Here is a 19,758-nt window from a genome sequence, read left to right on the forward strand (position 1 = left end):
CGTGGCCGGCGCCGGCCGTCGGACTGTCGGTGGCGGTGCTCCCGGTGCTCGTCTACCGGTGGGTGGTGGGACGGACCGGGCGGGCACGGCTCCTCGGTGGGCGACGGCGGGGTCAATCCGTTCTCCCCGCGATCCTCGCGGCCTCGGTCCCGCCCGCGGCGTCGGTCCCGCCCGTGGTGTCGGTCCCGCCCGTGTTCCCGGTCGCGTCCGGGGTGGCGGCCCTTGGTCGCCCGGTCCGGGCGTCCCCCGGTGTGGCGGCCGTCTCCGTCGGGCTCGGGGCGAGCGTCGAGGTGATCTCGATGTGGTCGCCCACCCGGGCCCGCCGGTAGAACCACTCGGCGTCCGTGATGCTCATGCCCACCCATCCCGCCTTGGCGGTGAGGGCGGCGAGCGCCTTGGTGTCGAAGGCGAGGGCGCCCGCGTAGACCGGTTCCCGGTCGGGGGTGCGCAGTTCCACCAGGTAGGGGACCTTGACGTCCTCGCCCGCCTGGGTGCCGTACTGGAGCGGCAGCAGCTTGGAGTCCGCCCGGGCGACCACCGTCATCCGGGTGCCGGGCGCGAACCGGCGGAAGGAGTGCGAGTCGACGCGCATGACGCGGTCGCCGACCGTGAGGGTGTGGCGGCCCAGGTCGAGGACGCCGGCCGTGGCGGGGGCGGGGACCGGGGCCGCCGTGCTCGGGGGCGGGGCGTCCGGTGCCGCGGCCGGCAGCCGGCGGTTCTCGGCGGGGGCCCCGGTGTGCAGGGTGAACGCGACGGCCGCCAGCGCGCAGGCCGCCGCGGCCGCCGTGCCGAGCGCGGCCGTCGCCCTGCGGCGGCGGGAGCGGCGCCGGGCCCGGTCGCGGATCTCCGCGGCCGCCACGCGCGGCGGGGTCTCGTGCTGTGCCGCCAACTCGCGCAGGACACGGGAGAGTTCATCCGACACGGCCGCTCTCCCTCCAGGCCGGCTCCTCGGCCTCGTCCACCGCCAGCTGCCTGGCCAGTGCCGCCCGTCCGCGGGACAGTCTCGCCTTGACCGTCCCCACGGGTGCGCCGGTCTCGGAGGCTACCTGTTCGACGCTGAGGTCGCACAGATGGTGCAGGACGATCGCCCTGCGCTGGGCCTCCGGCAGTCGGCGCAGCGCGGTGACCAGGGCGGTGCGTTCGGGGCCCGGTCCGGGGGTCGACTCCGGGGGCGGGGTGTGCCGTACCAGTTCCAGCCAGCGTTTCGCGCGTCGCCAGCGGCTCACCGCGAGGCGCATGGCGACGGTGCGTATCCACGCCTCGGGCGCCTCGTCGGCCAGCAGTTTCCGGCGCCGGTCCCAGGCCCGTACGAACGCCTCCTGGACCACGTCCTGGGCCTCGCCGTGGTCCCCGGTGAAGGCGTACAACTGCCCGGTCAGACGGGGGAACGCGGCCGCGTAGAAAGCGTCGAACTCGTCCTCGGTCATGCCCTCCGCCGGAGTCTCGGATTTTCCCCTGCAACCCGGCCGTCACCGCCATGCGTACAGGTATCGCAGGTCGCGCACATCGAAGCACATCCCTGGAGGAAGACGATGAACACGGGTGCCGGGATCCATCGACCCGTCGTGCGGGTGGGCGCGCGGCGCACAGGCCCGGCGGTCACGGAGGTGACGTACGCACCTCTCCGTTCCGGGCGGCCGCCCCAAGCCAACGACGTCGAGGGGGACTTCGCCCGCTACGCACGTGACCGGTGGCCGCGGCTGGTCGCCACCGCGCGGCTGCTCACGGAAGACGCGGGTGCCGCCGAGGAGTTGGCGCGGCGCACGCTGGTGCGGGTGTGCGCGCGGTGGCGGCGGGTGCCGCGGAACGACGTGGACTTCCATGTGCGGCGGTCCCTGGTGCGCGCGTACCTCCGAGGGCGTCGGGCGGGCGGCCGGCGGCGGGTCGTGCTGGTGCTGCGGCACTGGGAGGGGCTGGGGGAGGCCGAGATCGCGCAGCTGCTGGGGTGTTCGGTGGGAGCCGTACGCGCGTGGGTGCGGCGCGGGGAGAAGGAGACCCGGGCCGAGGACAGGCGGGCCGGGTTCGCCGCGGTGCTCGCCGGTCTCGTGCCGCCGGCCGTTCCGCTCGACGACATCCAGCGGGACGGCGTGCTGCGGCGCCGGCGCCGGGCGGGAGCCGTCGCCGCCGGGTGCGCCCTGCTGCTCGCCCCGCCGGCCCTCCTCGCCGCCGGACCGCTCGCGGGCGGTGGCGCCACCCCGGCCTCGGAGGCGCCCGACCGGCCGGCGCCCGGCCCGGTGCGCATCGTCGCTCCCGGTGAGCGGGTGTCCGTCGCACCGGGTGTGGACCTCTGGCTGACTCCGGACGGCCGGCACTGGTCCTCACCGCAGGCGCCGAACCGGTTCCTCCCGGTGGACGACGTGAACCTGGACCGCACACGGGCGGGTGTCTCCGTCCAGGGCGAGGATCTGGGCGGCGGCACGTACCTCCGGAGCGGCATGTACTACGGCCTGACCGCCGACCCGGCCCGCATCGAGATCCGCGCCGGCGGCCGGACCGTCACCGCGAACGTGCTGACGCTGGCGGGCAGTCCGGGGTGGGGTGTGTGGTACGCGAAGACGCCGCTCGCGGACACCGGCACGGACACCATCACGGGGGCCGCCGCCGACCGGGCGAGGACCGCGACGGGAGCGCGCCCGGCCGGGAGCGGGCAGACCGTCACGGTGTACGACGCGGCCGGTGAGGTTCTGGTGCGGTCGGCCGTCGGGCCCCCGGCGGCCCGGCCGGTGCCCGTCGGGATGTGGCGCTCGTGAGGCTGCCGCCAGCCGTCGGCCGCCTCCCGCGCAGGACCGCGGACCGTCTGCGCGCGGCTGCGCACCGTCCGCGCACGGCCCTGGACCACCTCCGGAAGGCTCCGGACCCCCCGCACGGCACCCCGGACGGCCCGCGCAAGGCCCCGGAAGTCCCGCACGGCACCCCGGACGGCCCCCGCGTCCCCTTGCGGACCCGTCTCCGCCGTACCCGTGGACGGTGGCTGCGGCGGCTGCTCGTCGCCTTCCTCACGCTTCTCGCCGTGGTGTGCGGCGCGGCCGTGGTCGCCTACAAGCTGACCGTCATCCCCGAGCCGCACCCCGAGACGGTCGTGCAGAGCACGGTCTTCGTGGACGCCGAGGGCTCCTATCTGGGCCGGCGCGGTCCGGTCGACCGGCAGGAGGTGCCCCTGTCCCAGGTCCCCCGGCATGTCCAGGACGCGGTGATCGCCGCGGAGAACCGGTCCTTCCGTACCGACACCGGGGTGTCCCCGCGTGCCGTCGCCCGCGCGCTGTGGGCCACCGTGTCCGGCGGCGCCCCGCAGGGCGGTTCCACCATCACGCAGCAGTACGTGAAGAACGCGCTGCTCAGTCCGGAACGGTCGCTGTCGCGCAAGGCGCGGGAGGCGTTGATCGCCGTCAAGCTCGACCGTACCCGCGCCAAGGACGAGATCCTGGAGGGCTATCTCAACACGGTGTACTTCGGCCGGGGCGCCGCCGGTGTCCAGGCCGCCGCCCGCAACTACTTCGACGTGGCGCCGGGGGACCTCACCGTCTCGCAGGGCGCCGCCCTGGCGTCGATCGTCAACATCCCCTCGTACTACGAGAAGGCGGGCTCCGATCCGGAGGTGACGGCGAGGCTCCGGGACCGCTGGGAGTGGGTGCTCGACGCGATGGAGGCCGGCGGCGACATCACGGGCGCGCAGCGCGCGGGCGCCCGCTTCCCGGCGTTCCGGTTCTATCCGCCGGGTGGGACGGAGGGGCAGCGGCAGTATCTGATCGACGTGGCCGCGAAGGAGGCGGCCGGCCGGCTCGGCATCAGCGAGGACCAGCTGGCGCGCGGGGGGTACACCGTGCACACCACCTTCGACCTGGCGTTGCAGGACGCGACCGCCGAGTCGGTGAAGCAACGCCCGAGGGGCTCCGGCGACGACGACGTCCGGGTGCACACGGCGGTGGTGGGGATCGAGCCCGGCGACGGGGCGGTACGGGTGCTGTACGGCGGGGCGGACTACGCCCGGCAGCCGTTCAACGACGCGGTGAGCGGGGCGGTGGAGGCCGGCTCGGTGCTGGATCCGTTCGACGGGGTGCGGCTCGACGGCCCGCTGCGCGGACTGCGCGAGTCGGCGGCGCCGACCCCGCTGCGGCTGGCGTCCGCGTACGCGGCCGTGGCGGCGGACGGCGTGTACGCGACCCCCCATACGGTGGCCCGGATCACCCGCGAGGGGCGGACGGTCCACACCGCGCGCCCGGAGACCCGGCGGGTGCTGGACGAGAAGGGCGCCTTCATGGTGACGGCCCGGGCGCAGGGGCGTCTCGGCGGGTGGTCCGGCCCGGGCGTCTCCGTCGCCGCCCCGGCCGGCGGGAGGGGCGGCGACGGCGCGTTCCTCACCGCCGGGGCGGGTGGCGGCATCACCCGGCGCACCGTGTGGTCCGTGGGGTACGACTCCCGGCTCGCCCTGGCCGTGGCGCTCTTCGCCGACCGGCCCGGCGCGAAGAAGGACACCACGGTCCCCGCGCACCTGCCGGACGTCCCCTCGCCCACCCGGTACGCGGAACAGCTGGTGGACGGGACGTGGGCATCGGGGAGACAGCCGTGACGTCGTCCACGGGCGGACCACGTGCCGGTGACCCGCCCGGGCCGGCGGGGGCTCGGCAGGTGTGTGTCCCCGCTCACCCGCCTGGTGGAGCGTGGCACATCAGGCACGTTCCGCGTCCGGTGCCGCCGTGAGCGCCCCGGCTCAGCCGGTCACAGCCCTGCCCAGGTGTTCCGGTCGCGGGCCATCGCGTGCAGGGCCTCCACGTCGGCCGGTTTCAGCACTCCGCCGAGGCGGGACAGGCTGTCCACCTCCCCGTCGGCCAGGACGCGCACCTCGCGGGGCGGGACCGGGACCGTCACGTCCGACGCGCCGACCAGGACGAGCACCGGGTGGACCTCGGCGGTCAGGGCGTAGGAGGCGCGGCCGGCGTCGGCACGGACCCGGCGCAGCAGGGGCCGCGGTTCATGGCGGCCGAGCTTCACCTGGGGGTCGGCCACCGTCACCCGTTGCCCGCGGGTGTACAGGGCGTGGACGGCGTACAGGCCGCCGGGGCCGATCAGCAGGTGGTGCACGCGGTCGCCGCCGGGAAGCGGGATCGAGTGCAGGGCGTGCCAGCCGGCGCCGTCCATGCGGTCCAGGGCCTCGCCCACCGTCCGCTCCGCGGCGAGGGCCCCGCGGCGCGGGTCGGGGCGGAGCAGGCGGGGCGGGCCGGGGTCCCGGTCGAGGGCGATCAGCAACGCCTCCCCGGGGCGGTTCGGCGCGAGGTCGTCGTCGGGGTGCAGGGAGAGACGGGCCAGCTCGGCCGGGGTGGGGACCGGGGGCGGACCGACCGAGACCGGGCCGGTGAGGAAGGGGCCCAGCGCCTCGAGCACGGCTTCCTCGCGGTCGTCGGCGAGCAGGCTCACCCGGGCCGTCTCACGGTCGTACCAGGCGAGGTTCCCGCCGTCCGGGAGGCAGACGTACAGCCTCTCCCGGCCGTGCCGCCAGGTCGGTATGACGCGCAACCCGTCCATGCACCATCACCCCAGTCCATGGGAACAGGCGGGGTGCCCCGCGGGCAAGAAGCCGGATGCCTGAGGCTGAGTCGGGCGGTGAGGGCGGGGAGGCGCCGTCGCGTACCGGCGGGAGGCAAGCCGGCGTACCGGCTCCGGGCAGCCCGTGGGACGAGATCGTGTCCGGTCCGTGGGTGGGCGGGCACCGGTTCCGGGTCCCTCCGGGCAGCTGGGGTCCGCCGTGGCGCTCCGGCGGTTCGATCTTGTGCAGACGCTGCTGCGGCTGCCCGGGCACGGGCCGGAGGCCGATGTCGGGTGCCAGGTGCGGCCGGTCCCGGACGGGCGCTCGACGGGACGCGGCGATCCGGCCGGTCCGCTCCCGCCGCTCGTCCCGGGCCCTGCTCAACGAGTCGTCCGCCGACTGCCTGCGGGCGGGGCCGGGCACGGCGCGACCGCTGGAGGAGCTGACGGAGTGACCGGGGGCCGTCGCCGTGACCCGAAGGGCGCAGCGCCGTCCCCGATGGCGCAGCAGGGCGGGCGGGGCGGCGGGGGGCGCTCCTAGTGTGGCGACAAGTCACCTTCGACCTGTTCGTCCCCCTACATGGAGGTACTGCCATGTCCGTACACCGCCCCCGCTCGCCGCTCACCCGTCGTCTGCCCATAGCTCTCGCCGCCGGGGCCCTCGCGGTCGCGACCGCCGTCGCCCCCGCCGTGGCCGCCGACGATCCCGGCCAGGGCGACCAGGGGAACTGGAACCAGCAGGCCGGAAACAACAACGGGAACGGGAACGGGAACGGGAACAACAACGGCAACGGCAACGGCAACGGCAACAACGGGAACGGAAACCACAACGGGAACGGAAACAACGGCAACGGCGACCACGACCAGCAAGGCGGCAACGGCAACAACGACCAGCAAGGCGGCAACGGCGACCACGACCAGCAAGGCGGCAACGGCAACAACGACCAGCAGGGCGGCGGCCACGGCAACGACAACCAGGCCGGCGGCAACGGCCAGCAGGGCGGCGGCCACGGCAACGACAACCAGGCCGGCGGCAACCACGGCGACCAGGGTGAGTACAAGGGTGTCGTCACCGCGCCGTCGCTGGCCCTGCGCAGCGCCCCCACCCGGGGTTCGCAGGTCATCCGGTACGCCCACAAGGGCGAGGTCGTCTCGATCTTCTGCAAGGTCCCCGGCGACAAGGTGGACGGCAATCCGCTCTGGTACCTCCTCACGGACGGTACCTGGGCCTGGGGTCCGGCCCGCCACATCGACAACATCGGTCCCGCGCCACGCTGGTGCTGACCAGCACAGCCCGCAAGGCGCCCCATGTGGGTAAGTTCCGGACATGAGCAAGGCCGGTATCACCCTGGCGACGGCTGATCCGCCCGCGCCCACCGTCCACCTCCCCCGGCGCCGTGGCGTCGAACTCTCCCTCCTCGTCCTGGCCGTGCTGCTGTCGGTGTACGGATACTGCGCCGTCGGCCTCGCCAGGAACGGCACCGTCCCGCCCGGCGCCGCCGGCTACGGCGCCGGGCTCGGTGTGCTCGCCCTGGTCGCGCATCTGGCGGTGCGCTGGCGCGCCCCGTACGCCGACCCGCTGCCGCTGCCCATCGGGGTGCTGCTCAACGGCCTCGGCCTGGTGCTGATCTACCGGCTCGACCTGGAGGCGCCGGGCGGACCGGCCGCCCCGGCCCAGCTGATCTGGTCGACGCTGGGCGTGGCGCTGTTCACCGTGGTCGTCCTGGTGCTGCGCGACCACCGGGTGCTCCAGCGCTACGCCTACGTCTGTGTCACCGCCGCGCTGGTCCTGCTGACGGTGCCGATCCTGTTCCCCGCGGTCAACGGCGCCCGGATCTGGATCCGGGTCGCCGGCTTCTCCATCCAGCCCGGCGAGTTCGCGAAGGTGCTGCTGGCGGTCTTCTTCGCCGCGTACCTCGCCGCGAACCGCGGCGCCCTCACCTACGCCGGCCGCCGTGCCCGGTGGCTGCGGCTGCCCACCGGGCGGGTGCTCGGCCCGATCGTCGCCGTCTGGCTGGTCAGTGTGGGCGTCCTGGTCCTGGAGCGGGACCTCGGCACCTCGCTGCTGTTCTTCGGCCTGTTCGTGGTCCTGCTGTACGTCGCCACCGGCCGCACCGGATGGATCGCCGTCGGCCTGCTGCTGGCCTCGCTGGGGGCGGTGGCCGTGGGCCGGCTGGAGCCGCACGTGCACGGCAGGATCGACACCTGGCTGCACCCCTTCGCCTCCATCGAGGCGGGCGAGGGGGCCGACCAGCTCGCCCAGTCGCTGTTCGCCTTCGCGGAGGGCGGGATCCTCGGCACCGGGCTCGGGCTCGGGCACTCCGTGCTCATCGGCTTCGCGGTCAAGTCCGACTTCATCCTGGCGACGGCCGGGGAGGAGCTGGGCCTGGCCGGACTGTCCGCGATCTTCCTGCTCTACGGGCTGCTGGTGGAGCGCGGCTACCGGGCGGGGCTCGTCCTGCGCGACCCGTTCGGCCGGCTGCTCGCCGTGGGCCTGGCCTCCATCGTGGCGCTCCAGGTGTTCGTGATCGCGGGCGGGGTGACCGGGCTGATCCCGTTGACCGGGATGGCGATGCCGTTCCTGGCGCAGGGCGGCTCGTCGGTGGTGACCAACTGGGCGATCGTGGCGCTGCTGGTCCGGCTGAGCGACTGCGCGCGGCGGCCCGGCGGCGGGGGCGCCGTCCGGTGACCCGGCACATCCGGCACGCCGCCCTGTTCTGCGCCCTGCTGCTGGTCGCCCTGCTGGTGAACGCGGCCCGCGTCCAGGTGCTGCGGGCCGACGCCTACGACGCCAACCCGGCCAACCGCCGCGAGGTCATCGCCCGCTATCAGCAGCCGCGCGGCGACATCCTGGTCGGGGGGCGGCCGGTCACCGGCTCACGGGACACGGGGGAGCATCTGCGCTACGAACGGACGTACCGCGACGGCCCGTTGTACGCGCCCGTGACCGGCTTCTCCTCGCAGGAGTACGGCACGAGTCTGCTGGAGGACACGGAGGACGGGCTGCTGTCCGGCACCGCCCCGGTGCTCGCGCCGCTGCCGCTGTGGAACGAGTTCACGCGCTCCCGCAGCGCGGGCGGCAAGGTGGTGACGACGATCGACCCGGCGGCGCAGCGGGCGGCGTACGAGGGGCTGCGCTCGCACAAGGGCGCGGTGGCGGCGGTGGAGCCGTCGACGGGGAGGATCCTGGCGCTGGTCTCGGTCCCGTCGTACGACCCGGAACTGCTGTCCGGGAACGGGACGACGGCGCGGAGGGCCTGGGCGCGGCTGAACGCCGACCCGGGCCGGCCGATGCTGAACCGGGCGGTGCGGCGGACGTATCCGCCGGGTTCGACGTTCAAGGTGGTCACCGCGGCGGCGGCGCTGGACGCGGGCGTGGTGACCGACCTCGACGAGCCGACCGACTCCCCCGACCCGTACACCCTGCCGGGGACGACGACCCGGCTGACCAACGGTTCCCGGGGCTGTGCCGACGCCTCGGTGCGGGAGGCGTTCGTCCGGTCCTGCAACACGGTGTTCGCCGGGCTGGGCGTGGCCACGGGCGTGGCGGGGATGAGGGCCGCGGCGGAGGACTTCGGGTTCAACGACGCGGACCTGCGCGTTCCGTTCCGGGTGGCGCGCAGCACGTTCGACCCCACGGTGGACCGGGCGCAGCTCGCGCTGTCGTCGATCGGGCAGTACAACACCCGGGCCACGCCGCTGCAGATGGCGATGGTCGCGGCGGCGGTCGCGAGCGGCGGGCAGGTGCGGGAGCCGTATCTGGTGGAGCGGACCACCCGGGCGGGCGGCGGCACGGTCTCCACGGCCGGCGCACGTCCGGTGCGGCGGGCCATGCATCCGGCGACGGCGATGCGGCTGCGGGAGCTGATGCGGGGCGTGGTGGAGGAGGGCACCGGCACCGGGGCCGCGATCCCCGGTGCGGTGGTCGGTGGGAAGACCGGCACCGCCCAGCACGGCCTGGGCAACTCCGGTACTCCCTATGCCTGGTTCGTCTCCTGGGCGCAGCGTGAGGAGGAGATGGAGCCCCGGGTGGCGGTCGCGGTGGTGGTCGAGGACGCGGCGGCGAACCGGCGGGAGATCAGCGGCGGCGGGACGGCGGCACCGATCGCGCGGGCGGTGATGGAGGCGGTGCTCGGCCGGTGAGCCGGGCGTCCCGGCCGGCGCCGGCGGTGACGGCGGTGCGGCCGCTGCCGACGGGGGACGGAAACCAGGTGGATCCGTCGCCAACAAGTCGCGCGCAGGGGATTGACGGTCTTGCTGACAGGCAGTCTCATAAGTGGGGTGAACCGCCGGTAACCCAAGATGCCCATGAGGTGGAACCGCCATGACGACCCTGTCGGAAGCCGACGCGCTCGACGGCCTGCGTGACGCGCTCGGCCTGCTCAAGGACCGCGAGCAGGTGGCCCAGCGGCTGCTCGACTCGTCGGCCAGACACTCCTTCGACCCCGACAAGGAGCTGGACTGGGACGCACCCTTCGAGGAGGGCAAGTGGTTCTGGCCGCCGGAGCTGGTGTCGCTGTACGACACCCCGATGTGGCGGCGGATGAGCGAGGAGCAGCGCGTCCTGCTCTCCCGGCACGAGGCCGCCGCCCTCGCCTCCCTCGGCATCTGGTTCGAGCTGATACTCATGCAGCTGCTGGTGCGGCACATCTACGACAAGGCCGCCACGAGCGCGCACGTGCGCTACGCCCTCACCGAGATCGAGGACGAGTGCCGGCACTCCAAGATGTTCGCCCGCCTCATCACGCGCGGCGGCACCCCGTGGTACCCGGTGAGCCGGGCGCACCAGAACCTCGGCCGGCTGTTCAAGACGATCTCCACCACCCCCGGCTCCTTCACGGCGACCCTGCTCGGCGAGGAGGTGCTGGACTGGATGCAGCGGCTGACCTTCCCGGACGAGCGGGTCCAGCCGCTGATCCGGGGCGTCACGCGCATCCACGTCGTCGAGGAGGCGCGGCACGTGCGCTACGCCCGTGAGGAACTGCGGCGCCAGATGCTGACCGCGCCGAAGTGGTCGCAGGAGTTCACCCGGGTCACCTCCGGGGAGTTCGCCCGGATGTTCTCGGTGGCCTTCGTCAACCCCGAGGTGTACACCAACGTCGGTCTGGACCGGCGCGCGGCCGTGGCCCAGGTGAAGGCGAGCGGCCACCGCCGGGAGGTGATGCAGCAGGGCTCGAAGAAGCTCACGGACTTCCTGGACGACATCGGGGTGCTGCGCGGCGCCGGGCGGCGGCTGTGGAAGTCGTCCGGGCTGCTGGCATAGGCGCCTGCCGGGGGCGGCCGGTTACGCTGCGGAGCATGACCCCGCAGGCCTCCACCCCCGCCTACCGGCGCCTCGGCGTCGAGGAACGCCGCAGCCAGCTGCTCGAGGCCGCGCTGTCGCTCTTCGCCCACCGCGCTCCGGAGGACGTGTCCCTGGACGACGTGGCGGAGGCGGCCGGCGTATCCCGGCCCCTGGTCTACCGGTACTTCCCCGGCGGCAAGCAGCAGTTGTACGAGGCTGCCCTCAGGTCCGCCGCCGACGAGCTGCGCACCTGCTTCGACGAGCCGCACGAGGGCCCGCTGCTGCCCCGCCTCTCCCGGGCCCTCGACCGCTACCTCGCCTTCGTCGACCAGCACGACGCCGGCTTCAGCGCGCTGCTCCAGGGCGGGAGCGTGGTGGAGACCTCCCGTACGACCGCCATCGTCGACGGGGTGCGCCGGGCCGCCGCCGAGCACATCGTCAGCCATCTCGGGGTCGCCGGGCCCGGACCCCGGCTGCGGATGACCGTCCGGATGTGGATCACCGCCGTGGAGGCGGCCTCGCTGATCTGGCTCGACGAGGACAAGCAGCCGCCACCGGACGAACTGCGGGACTGGCTCGTGGAGCAGTTCGTGGCGGTGCTGGCGGTGACCGCGCGGCGCGACGCGCAGACCGACGCGCTGGTCCGGGCCCTGGCCATGGACCTCTGACGGCGGGGACGGCTGCCGTCCCCGCCGTGGGCGGCCCGGACCGTCGCGGCCGGTTGCGCGCGCATGGCCGAAACTGGTGGGGTGAAGAGCCAAGACACCCCCTTCGAGGGCGGGCCCATGGACGGGCGCGTCCTGCCCGTGCTGCTGGGCATCACCGGGCACCCGCCCAAGACGTACCGCATCCCCGTCCCGGCCCCCGGCGGCGGCCCGCCCACCGTGCTGGTCTACCGTCGGGTGCCCCGGGGACAGAGCTCGCGGACCGGGCTGACCCGGGGCTGGAAGTACCTCCACGATCCCACGGGCCGGGCGGGCGGCCGGCCGAGGTGGCCGTGGTCGAAGCCCGCGCCCGATCCAGACGCCACGCCGAAGGGCCGACCGGAGGACACCGACGGGTGACCCCGTTGCGCCGGACCGCGCACACTCGGCGAGCGGGACCCGGGAGCCCGCCGGATGCTCGCGATGCGGAGCGGACGGGCCGCCCCGCGTCGGAGGTGATGGCGTGTCAGGAATGCTTCTGCGTCTGGTGTGCACGGCGGCGGTGGCGGCCGGGGCCGTGCTCGCGCCCGTGCCCGCGACGGCCGCCCCGGAGCCGGCCGGCCCCGGCGAACGCTCCGTCGCCGCGCTGCTGACGGAGCTTCAGACCCTGTACCGGGAGGCGGAGAAGGCCACCGAGAGCTACAACGCCACCGAGGAACGGCTGACGAGGCAGCGCGCCGAGTCCGCGCGGCTGGAACGTGCCCTCGCCCGTGCCCGGCTCTCCCTGCGCGACAGCCGGGGCGCCGCCGGACGGCTGGCCCGGCAGCAGTACCAGAGCGTCACCGCCGTCTCCCCGTACGTACGCCTGTTGCTGGCGCGCGATCCGCAGGGCGCCCTCGACCAGGGCCATGTGATCGGGCAGGTGGCGCGCCGGCGGGCACACGCGGTGGGCCGGCTGACCGGCGAGGAGAAGGCGGCCGGCGAACTGGCCCGCCGGGCCCGCGCCTCGCTCGACGCCCACCTGGCGCTCACCGAGCGGCGCAGGGAGGAGCGGGACGAGGTGCGCGAGCGGCTGGGCGACGTGGAGGAACTGCTCGCCTCGCTCACCGCCGGGGAACTGGCCGCGCTGGCCGAGTTCGAACGGGCCGAGGTGGCGAAGGCGCAGGAGGAACTGGTGGCCTCCGGTGCGCTGAGCACCGCCCGCACGCCCTCCGAGGCGGGTGACCGTGCCGTGCGCTACGCCGTGGAACAGCTCGGGAAGCCGTACCAGTGGGGTGCGGAGGGGCCGGAGACCTATGACTGCTCGGGGCTGACCTCCCGGGCGTGGGGCGCCGCCGGGACGCCAATCCCCCGGACCAGCCAGGAGCAGTGGGCGCGGCTGGACCGGGTGCCGCTGCGGGAGCTGCGCCCGGGGGACCTCGTCGTGTACTTCCCCGAGGCCACGCACGTCGCCCTCTACCTCGGCGACGGCATGGTGGTGCAGGCGCCCCGGCCCGGCGCGCGGATCAAGGTCTCCCCCATCGCGGCCAACCCGGTCCTCGGCGCCGTACGCCCCGATCCGGACGGCAGGCCGCTGCGCGGGTACGTGCCGCCGGAGCTGCCCGAGGGGGCCGCGGAAGGGTCCGACGAGGGGTACGCGGCGTCCGCGGCGCCCACGGCCGCCGACCGGTCACGGCCGCGGCGGTGACTTCGGCCGGCCGGAGCGGTCCGGCCTCCGTCGGCCGCCTGCGAGGAGCCCCACGAGTCGGCTGCCGCGCGTCCGGAACCCCAACGCCTCGAGCGACGGCGTCGCCGCCGCCGGTGAGCACCAAAGCCCGCGGAGCCCGTTCGGCCCGCCCGGCGCGGAGGCCCGGTTCGCCCGGGCCGGCGCCACGGCGAGCCGGCCCCACCGCACCGACCCCGGTGGGTCGCGCGGCCCGGACGACTGCTGCACCCGCGACTTCGCCCACGGCATCGGCGCCCGGATCACGGGCCGCAACAAGTCCGGTCCCCGGCGCGGGCCCCGGGCGAGCACGAGTGGCGTGGCCGGTGGGGTGACGAACCGCCGTTCCGCACCGCGGTGTTCGTGATGACCCACCACCCGCGTCCGTCGTTCACGCCGTCCGGCACCACGTTCCGCTTCGTGGCCGGTGACCCGGCGCCCGCGCGGGCGCGCCGGGCGCTGCTCAGGCGCCCGCGGCGCCCGAGACCTCCATCAGGTAGGCCTCGGCCTTCTCCGGCTCGTAGAAGAAGTTCTCGAAGTCGGCCGGGTTGTCGAACCCGTTGGCGAAGCGGTCGGCGACGGGCTGGAGCTGTCCGGCGGCGCCGAGCAGGTCGAGGATGTGCTCCGGCGGCGGGGCGAGCATGGCGTTCGTCCACTTGGTGACGTGCCGGGCCGTCTCCCAGTAGCGGTCGAAGGTCTGCTGCATCCAGGCCTCGTCGAACTCCTTCTCGCCGTGCTCGAGGATCGAGGAGAGGTAGGAGGCGGCGCACTTGGAGGCCGAGTTGGAGCCCTGGCCGGTGATCGGGTCGTTGGCGACGACCACGTCGGCGACGCCGAGGACCAGTCCGCCGCCGGGCAGCCGGCCGACGGGGTTGCGCACGGTGGGGGCGTAGCGGCCGGCGAGGGTGCCGCCGGCGTCGGTCAGCTCGGCCTTGGTGGCCCGCGCGTACTCCCAGGGGAGGAACCTCTCCATGAGTTCCAGGGTCAGGGAGAGGTGCTCCGCCGGGTCCTTGACGTCCTTGAAGGCGTCCAGCGGGCCGCCGGGTATGCCCTCCCAGAACAGGATGTCGGCACGGCCCGAGACGGTGTGGGTCGGCATGATGAACATCTCGCCGACACCGGGGACCAGGTTGCAGCGGACCGCCTCGGTCTCCGGGTGCTCCGGGCGCGGGCCCAGGCCGTGGACGTAGGCGACGGCGAGGGCGCGCTGCGGCTCGCTGTACGGGGAGCGCGAGGCGTCCCGGCCGAACATCTGCACGAGCTCGCCCTTGCCCGCCGAGACGAGCACCAGGTCGTAGGCGCGGGAGAAGTAGTCGAGGTCGCCGACCGCCGCGCCGTGGATGATCAGCTGGCCGCCGCGCTGGGCGAAGGTCTCCATCCAGCCGGCCATCTTCACCCGCTGGTCGACCGACTGCGCGTACCCGTCGAGGCTGCCCAGCCAGTCGATCGCGCGCTGCGAGGGGCCCGGGTCGAAGGAGCCGGGGGCCGCGACCGAGACGCCGAGTCCTTCGATCTTCGGGGCCTGGGACTCCCAGAAGTTCAGCTGGAGATCGCGCTCGTGCTGCAGGGCGGTGTGGAACATGCACTGCGTCGACATCACCCGTCCGGTGCGGATCTCGTCCGCGGTCCGGTTGGACATCAAGGTGACCTCGTACCCGTGCGACTGCAGGCCGAGGGCGAGCTGGAGACCGGACTGGCCGGCTCCGACGACGAGTATCTTCCGCATGCGGGGACGCTCCTAGGGGGACTACTCGGGCGTTTCGTCGAGCGCGTGACCCACGAGGGACAACAGGGTCTCGATGACCGAGATCCGGCGGCGCGCATCCATGATCATTACAGGTATGTGCGCGGGGATCGTCAACGCCTCCCGCACGTCCTCCGGCTGGAACAGCTCACTGCCGTCGAAGTGGTTGACCGCGACGACGTACGGCAGCCCGCAGCTCTCGAAGTAGTCCAGCGCCGGGAAGCAGTCCTTCAGACGGCGGGTGTCGGCCAGGACGACGGCGCCGATCGCGCCGCGCACCAGGTCGTCCCACATGAACCAGAACCGCTGCTGGCCGGGGGTGCCGAAGACGTAGAGCACCAGGTCGTCGTCGAGCGTGATGCGGCCGAAGTCCATGGCCACGGTGGTGGTGAGCTTGTCCGGCGTGGCGGTGAGGTCGTCGTGCTCCTCGCTCGCCTCGGTCATCAGCGCCTCGGTCTCCAGGGGAGTGATCTCCGAGACGGTGGTGACCAGCGTGGTCTTGCCGACGCCGAAGCCGCCCGCCACCACTATCTTCGTGGCGACCGGTGCGCGGGTGCGGTCCGTCTGCCAGGGCAGCAGGGGCTCGTCGCCTTCGACGAGCGGGGAGACGCCGTGAGCGACGTCAGAGACGGCGGAGTCCACTCAGCACCCTTTCCAGCAGCGCGCGTTCCGGGCGGCCCGTGCCGTGGCCGGTGCCCGTTCCGTAGACACGGATCTTTCCCTGGTCCGCGAGGTCGCTCAGGAGGACGCGGACCACGCCGAGCGGCATCTTCAGCAGCGCGGCGATCTCGGCCACCGTACGCATCCGGCGGCACAGTTCGATGATGGCCCGCATCTCCGGCATCACGCGGTGGGCGAGACCGCCTCCCCCGCTGCCGAAGGCGTGGGCGGTACCGCCCGTCAGCTCCCTGCGCTCCGAGGCGGCGTCGAGCGCGGCGGTGCCGGCCGTGGCGCCGACGAAGGTCTCGACGAGCAGGACGTGGCCGAAGCGGGTCCGGCCGCCGGTGAGCGAGTAGGGGCGGACCCGGGCGGGTTTGCGCTCGCCGCCGCGGACCGGCAGGACCTTCCTGGACGTACTGCTCATCGGGGACTCCCGGTGGACTCGGTCTCCAGGTTCTTGCGCAACTCGCTGCGCAGCTCGGGGGTCAGGACGTGGCCGGCACGGCCGACGAACAGGGCCATGTGGTACGCCACGATGCTCATGTCGCAGTCCGCGGAGCCGTGCACGCCGAGCAGCGAGCCGTCACTGATGGACATCACGAACAGGCTGCCCTCCTCCATCGCGACCATCGTGTGCTTGACCGGACCGAAGTCCATCAGCTTCGAGGCGCCGATGGTGAGGCTGCCGATGCCGGACACGACGGTGGCCAGGTCGGCGGCGGAGCCGCGCGGACCGGTGCGCCTGCCGCCGCCGGTGTCGCGCGCCTCGGCGTTGCGGCCCGGGTCGGAGGAGAGCAGGAGCAGCCCGTCGGAGGAGACCACCGCGACGGAGAGGATGCCGGGCACCTCCTCCACGAGGTTGCTCAGCAGCCAGTGCAGGTTGCGGGCCTCACTGCTCAGTCCGAAGGTACTGGGCGCGATCAACTGCTTGCCTCCTCGACTGTGCCCCCCGCGGCTTCTTCGGATGGTGCGGTCGTGTCGCTCGGCGGCTGGCCGGGGCCGGTCCGTTCGGAGAGCTCCGCCTCGACGTCACGGCGCCCCTCGGCGGCCCCCCGGCGGAACCCGCCGAGCCGTCGGCGCAGCGCGTCGGCGTCCACGGACCCGGTGCGTGCCCGGGGCACGTCGGTGGGCGCGGCGATCTTGGGGGTGCGCTTGGGCAGGCCCTTGGCGGTGACCTGCTCCTCGTCACCGGGTCCGTCGGGCACCCGCGCGTGCTCGGCCTCGGACCCGGACCCCGGCAGGGGGCGGCTCGGCAGTCCGGTCCGGGCCGGTGCGGGCCCTCCGGCGTCCCGGGCGCCGGTGCCGGCCGGGGTGGCCGGGACGGCCGGGGTGTCCGGTACGGCCGGAGTGTCCGGGGCCTCCGCATGGGCGGTCCCGGGTCCGTCATCGGTTCCGGCCGCGTGTCCGGTACCCGGGCGGACGGTGACGGCCTGCGGTCCGCCGGCGGACCGGGCCGGTGCGGCGGGCTCGCCGGTCCGGGTGCCGGGGGCGGTCGTGTGGTCGCGGGCGGGAGCCGGGTCCTGCGTCGGGGCCGCCGGGGCGTCGGACCCGTCGGGCCGGACCGGGAGCAGCAGCTCCATCGTCACCTCGGCGGGCGGCTGCGGCGGCGCGCCGTCCGCGTCGTCCCCGGCCGCGGGGCCCGTCGTGTCCGCCGGCCCGGCCGGGCGGTCCTCTTCCCCTTGCTGGCGATCCGTCGCGGCCTCACCCGCACGGTCCTCGGTCGGCTCGTCCGACCGGCCCGGCGCGGGTGCGGCCGTGGCGTCCGCCGCGGGCTCCCCGGCCGCCTCCCGGCTGCGTACCGCCTTCTCCGCCAGGGCGACCAGCGGGTCGGCGCTCTCGTTGCGGCCGTGCAGCACGTTGGAGTTGGCCTCGGCGTCGGCGCCCGGGAGGGAGACGGTGTGGCCGGCGCCGGCGACCGAAGCGGGGACCGCGGTGGGGGCGGCGGAGGCCAGCAGGGAGTCGGGGAGGACGACGACCGCCGCGATGCCGCCCTGCTTCTGCTCGCGCAGCTCGACCCGCACCCCGTGCCGGTGGGCGAGCCGGGCCACGACGTACAGGCCGAGGCCGAGACCCTCCTCGCCCTCCACGTCGTACGTGGCCTCGGGATCGAACCCGGAGAGCCGGGAGTTGAGCAGCTCCAGCCGCTCGCCGGTCATGCCGATGCCCTCGTCCTGCACGGAGAGCATGACCTCGCCGTTCTCCAGCAGCCAGCCGGAGACCTCGACGGGCAGGTCCGGCGGGGAGAAGGACGTGGCGTTCTCCATGAGCTCGGCCAGCAGGTGGGAGACGTCGTCCGCCGCGAACCCGGCGATGTGCGCGTGCGGCGGCAGGGCGGCGATCCGCACCCGCTCGTACCGCTCGATCTCGCTGACCCCGGCCCGTACGACGTCCACGAGCGGGACGGGGCCCGCCGTGTGCTGGACGTGCTCGGTACCGGCGAGGACGAGCAGGTTCTCGCTGTGCCGGCGCATGACCGTGGCGAAGTGGTCCAGCTTGAACAGGGTGGCCAGGCGCTCCGGGTCGTCCTCCCGCTCCTCCAGCCCCTCGATGACGCCGAGCTGCCGCTCGACCAGGCCGAGGGTGCGCAGCGCGAGGTTGACGAAGGTGCCGCCGATGCTGGTGCGCAGCCGCTCCAGATGGGCGGTGGACTCGGCGAGTTCGGTGCGCAGTTCCTCGCGGGCGTCGGCCATCTTCTGCCGCTGTCCGACGAGGTGCTTGCGGTCGGTCTCCAGGGTGGCGATCCGCCCGGCCAGGGCGGCGGCGTGCGCGTGCAGGGCGTTGACGGAGCGCACGACCTGGGCGAACTCGTCGTTGCGCCCGGTGAAGGTGACCGGCTCCTCGCTCGTGGGGTCCTCCGCCTCGGCGAGGCGGGCGGAACCGCGGCGCAGCACGGACAGCGGACGGGTGAGGGTGCGGGCCATCGCCGTGGCGATGCCGATGGTGAGCAGCATCAGGGCGCCGAGGACGGCGATCCGGATCTCCAGCGCGGTGACGTCGTCGTCGCGCAGCTGGGCGAGGTCCTTGGTGCGCCGGTCGAAGAGCGCCGACTCCACCCCGCGCATCGTCTCGAGCCGCGCGGTGAGGGCGGCCCGCACCTTCTCGGCGCTGGTGTCGAGTTCGCCGTCGGTGAGCGCCGGGTCGTCGGTGAGGTCCGCGAGGTACTTCTCGGCGGCGTCGACCTCGGGGCCGGTGACCGTGGAGTCGTAGGAGGTGCGGGCGGCCTGGGGCGCGGCGTCGCGGAAGTCGGCGAGGGCCGCGTCGGAGCGCAGCCGGGCCTGGAGCGCGGCCGAGGTCAGCGCGTCGCGCCGCTCGGTGTCGGCGTCCGGGGAACCGTTGGTCGCGGACGGCAGGCCGGTGACCGGGTCGATCACGGTCTGCGTGCCGCTCGGCACGCTCAGCGCGGCGAGCAGCAGCCCTCGGGTGGCGGCGGCCTGCTGGACGGCGGAGTCCAGCTCGGCGAGGGCGTGGGTGCCGGCGCCCGCGCGCGGCGGGGTCCGCTCCGCCAACTGCTCGGCGAGCCGGTGCAGCTGGGTGATGGCGGTGGAGTACGCCTCGTGCGCTTCGAGCGCACTGCTCTTGCCGGTGAGCGCCGCCCTGCGCACGGCCGCGATGGCGTCGAGGTCGTCACGCAGCGCCTGGGAGGTGTCGGTGTCCGCGCGCAGTTCCTCGACCTGCCGGTCGACCCGGGCGCTGTGCTCCTCGGAGGGCGCCTTGGACCTGGGCCGGCCGGCCGCGATGTAGGGGATGGCGTCGTCGCGCTCGTCGGCCAGGGAATGGGCCAGCGCGAGGGCGTCCTGGGTCTGCCCGGCGAGCGTCACCAGCTCCTGCGAGTCACTGAGCTCCTCGGAGGCCGTGAGGACGGAGGGAGCCCCGGCCGCGGCGATCGCCGCGGCCACCACCGCCACGGCCACGATGAGCCGGTTGCGTACGTGGGTGGGGCGGCCCCTGCCGACGGTGGGCGTCTGCTCGTCCCCCGCGGGGGCCGTCTGCTTGCCTTTGCGACGAGGCCGCGACTTCTGCACCGGTGCTCGCATTCCTGACTCGTGTACCCATGGGCCCGGGTGACGCTCCGTCAACGGTTCGGGCGTTCACCCCGAGCTCTTGAGCGCGCTCGGACAGCGAGGCGCCCCCATCGCTCCCCGACCCTCCCAGTGCCCGTGGACAGTGGATGCGCATCACCTGGCCCGCCACTCGAAGGAGTGAA

The 19,758-nt window shown here is 74.4% G+C and carries 17 protein-coding genes and 1 pseudogene; 10 read left to right on the forward strand and 8 right to left on the reverse strand.

The annotated features are described in order from the left end of the window. Positions 1 to 112: 112 nt before the first annotated feature. Together ACF07S_RS00545 and ACF07S_RS00550 are read right to left on the reverse strand one after the other, a co-directional pair. Positions 113 to 922: a hypothetical protein gene (locus tag ACF07S_RS00545; RefSeq protein WP_391973116.1), complete on the reverse strand. Its 810-nt coding sequence runs from the start codon at positions 920 to 922 to the stop codon at positions 113 to 115. Next, positions 912 to 1,427, reverse strand: coding sequence for a SigE family RNA polymerase sigma factor (locus tag ACF07S_RS00550; RefSeq protein ID WP_391961329.1), 516 nt, complete (start codon positions 1,425 to 1,427; stop codon positions 912 to 914). Before ACF07S_RS00550 ends, ACF07S_RS00545 begins: the two co-directional genes overlap by 11 nt. Positions 1,428 to 1,607: 180 nt before the next feature. Here ACF07S_RS00550 and ACF07S_RS00555 point away from each other — a divergent pair, with 180 nt between their 5' ends. Both ACF07S_RS00555 and ACF07S_RS00560 read left to right on the forward strand, forming a co-directional pair. After that, positions 1,608 to 2,750, forward strand: coding sequence for a sigma factor-like helix-turn-helix DNA-binding protein (locus ACF07S_RS00555; protein WP_391973117.1), 1,143 nt, complete (start codon positions 1,608 to 1,610; stop codon positions 2,748 to 2,750). A gap of 185 nt (positions 2,751 to 2,935) precedes the next feature. Further along, positions 2,936 to 4,567, forward strand: a complete 1,632-nt coding sequence (locus ACF07S_RS00560; protein WP_391973322.1) for a transglycosylase domain-containing protein — start codon at positions 2,936 to 2,938, stop codon at positions 4,565 to 4,567. Between the two features lie 149 nt (positions 4,568 to 4,716). Here ACF07S_RS00560 and ACF07S_RS00565 read toward each other — a convergent pair whose 3' ends face one another. Beyond that, the gene (locus tag ACF07S_RS00565; protein WP_391973118.1) at positions 4,717 to 5,520 is read right to left on the reverse strand and encodes a nuclease-related domain-containing protein; all 804 of its coding nucleotides are present in this window, start codon (positions 5,518 to 5,520) and stop codon (positions 4,717 to 4,719) included. A gap of 594 nt (positions 5,521 to 6,114) precedes the next feature. Between ACF07S_RS00565 and ACF07S_RS00570 the strand changes: the two genes are divergently transcribed. The 8 genes and pseudogenes from ACF07S_RS00570 to ACF07S_RS00605 all read left to right on the forward strand — a co-directional run. Beyond that, the gene (locus tag ACF07S_RS00570) at positions 6,115 to 6,804 is read left to right on the forward strand and encodes an SH3 domain-containing protein (protein ID WP_391973119.1); all 690 of its coding nucleotides are present in this window, start codon (positions 6,115 to 6,117) and stop codon (positions 6,802 to 6,804) included. A gap of 43 nt (positions 6,805 to 6,847) precedes the next feature. Then, positions 6,848 to 8,209 carry an FtsW/RodA/SpoVE family cell cycle protein gene (locus tag ACF07S_RS00575; protein WP_391961334.1) on the forward strand — a complete coding sequence of 454 codons (1,362 nt, stop codon included), beginning with the start codon at positions 6,848 to 6,850 and terminating at the stop codon, positions 8,207 to 8,209. Next, complete coding sequence (locus ACF07S_RS00580; protein WP_391973120.1) at positions 8,206 to 9,663, forward strand: penicillin-binding transpeptidase domain-containing protein; 1,458 nt, start codon at positions 8,206 to 8,208, stop codon at positions 9,661 to 9,663. The genes ACF07S_RS00575 and ACF07S_RS00580 overlap by 4 nt, the downstream gene beginning before the upstream one ends. A 181-nt stretch (positions 9,664 to 9,844) precedes the next feature. Then, positions 9,845 to 10,783: a diiron oxygenase gene (locus tag ACF07S_RS00585; protein ID WP_391961336.1), complete on the forward strand. Its 939-nt coding sequence runs from the start codon at positions 9,845 to 9,847 to the stop codon at positions 10,781 to 10,783. 35 nt (positions 10,784 to 10,818) lie between these two features. Next, positions 10,819 to 11,472 carry a TetR/AcrR family transcriptional regulator gene (locus tag ACF07S_RS00590; RefSeq protein ID WP_391961337.1) on the forward strand — a complete coding sequence of 218 codons (654 nt, stop codon included), beginning with the start codon at positions 10,819 to 10,821 and terminating at the stop codon, positions 11,470 to 11,472. An 81-nt stretch (positions 11,473 to 11,553) separates the two neighbouring features. Next, on the forward strand, positions 11,554 to 11,868 hold the full coding sequence (locus tag ACF07S_RS00595) for a hypothetical protein (protein WP_391973121.1): 315 nt from the start codon (positions 11,554 to 11,556) through the stop codon (positions 11,866 to 11,868). 103 nt (positions 11,869 to 11,971) lie between these two features. Next, entirely contained in the window at positions 11,972 to 13,135 is a 1,164-nt protein-coding gene (locus tag ACF07S_RS00600; RefSeq protein WP_391973122.1) for an NlpC/P60 family protein, read from the forward strand. Positions 13,136 to 13,196: 61 nt separating this feature from the next. Next, a pseudogene (locus ACF07S_RS00605) lies at positions 13,197 to 13,609 on the forward strand (deaminase); the annotation flags it as partial. Positions 13,610 to 13,613: 4 nt separating this feature from the next. Here ACF07S_RS00605 and ACF07S_RS00610 read toward each other — a convergent pair. Genes ACF07S_RS00610 through ACF07S_RS00630 form a run of 5 tightly spaced genes read right to left on the reverse strand, consistent with a single transcriptional unit; the run spans position 13,614 to position 19,576 of the window. Next, positions 13,614 to 14,876, reverse strand: a complete 1,263-nt coding sequence (locus ACF07S_RS00610) for a styrene monooxygenase/indole monooxygenase family protein (protein WP_391961340.1) — start codon at positions 14,874 to 14,876, stop codon at positions 13,614 to 13,616. A 21-nt stretch (positions 14,877 to 14,897) separates the two neighbouring features. Continuing rightward, positions 14,898 to 15,536, reverse strand: coding sequence for an ATP/GTP-binding protein (locus ACF07S_RS00615; RefSeq protein WP_391961341.1), 639 nt, complete (start codon positions 15,534 to 15,536; stop codon positions 14,898 to 14,900). Continuing rightward, positions 15,517 to 15,978, reverse strand: a complete 462-nt coding sequence (locus ACF07S_RS00620) for a DUF742 domain-containing protein (RefSeq protein WP_391961342.1) — start codon at positions 15,976 to 15,978, stop codon at positions 15,517 to 15,519. Before ACF07S_RS00620 ends, ACF07S_RS00615 begins: the two co-directional genes overlap by 20 nt. After that, the gene (locus ACF07S_RS00625; RefSeq protein ID WP_391961343.1) at positions 15,975 to 16,478 is read right to left on the reverse strand and encodes a roadblock/LC7 domain-containing protein; all 504 of its coding nucleotides are present in this window, start codon (positions 16,476 to 16,478) and stop codon (positions 15,975 to 15,977) included. Before ACF07S_RS00625 ends, ACF07S_RS00620 begins: the two co-directional genes overlap by 4 nt. Continuing rightward, complete coding sequence (locus ACF07S_RS00630) at positions 16,475 to 19,576, reverse strand: nitrate- and nitrite sensing domain-containing protein (RefSeq protein WP_391973123.1); 3,102 nt, start codon at positions 19,574 to 19,576, stop codon at positions 16,475 to 16,477. The genes ACF07S_RS00625 and ACF07S_RS00630 overlap by 4 nt, the downstream gene beginning before the upstream one ends. Positions 19,577 to 19,758 lie beyond the last annotated feature (182 nt).

The sequence above is a fragment of the Streptomyces sp. NPDC016640 genome, from assembly GCF_043076215.1.
GTDB lineage: Bacteria > Actinomycetota > Actinomycetes > Streptomycetales > Streptomycetaceae > Streptomyces.

What these genes read in the sequence shown, in the direction of transcription:
- ACF07S_RS00550 (WP_391961329.1), bottom strand. Translation starts at nt 1,427, where the DNA reads ATGACCGAGGACGAGTTCGACGCTTTCTACGCGGCCGCGTTCCCCCGT.
- ACF07S_RS00565 (WP_391973118.1), bottom strand. Translation starts at nt 5,520, where the DNA reads ATGGACGGGTTGCGCGTCATACCGACCTGGCGGCACGGCCGGGAGAGG.
- ACF07S_RS00570 (WP_391973119.1), top strand. Translation starts at nt 6,115, where the DNA reads ATGTCCGTACACCGCCCCCGCTCGCCGCTCACCCGTCGTCTGCCCATA.
- ACF07S_RS00575 (WP_391961334.1), top strand. Translation starts at nt 6,848, where the DNA reads ATGAGCAAGGCCGGTATCACCCTGGCGACGGCTGATCCGCCCGCGCCC.
- ACF07S_RS00585 (WP_391961336.1), top strand. Translation starts at nt 9,845, where the DNA reads ATGACGACCCTGTCGGAAGCCGACGCGCTCGACGGCCTGCGTGACGCG.
- ACF07S_RS00590 (WP_391961337.1), top strand. Translation starts at nt 10,819, where the DNA reads ATGACCCCGCAGGCCTCCACCCCCGCCTACCGGCGCCTCGGCGTCGAG.
- ACF07S_RS00610 (WP_391961340.1), bottom strand. Translation starts at nt 14,876, where the DNA reads ATGCGGAAGATACTCGTCGTCGGAGCCGGCCAGTCCGGTCTCCAGCTC.
- ACF07S_RS00620 (WP_391961342.1), bottom strand. Translation starts at nt 15,978, where the DNA reads ATGAGCAGTACGTCCAGGAAGGTCCTGCCGGTCCGCGGCGGCGAGCGC.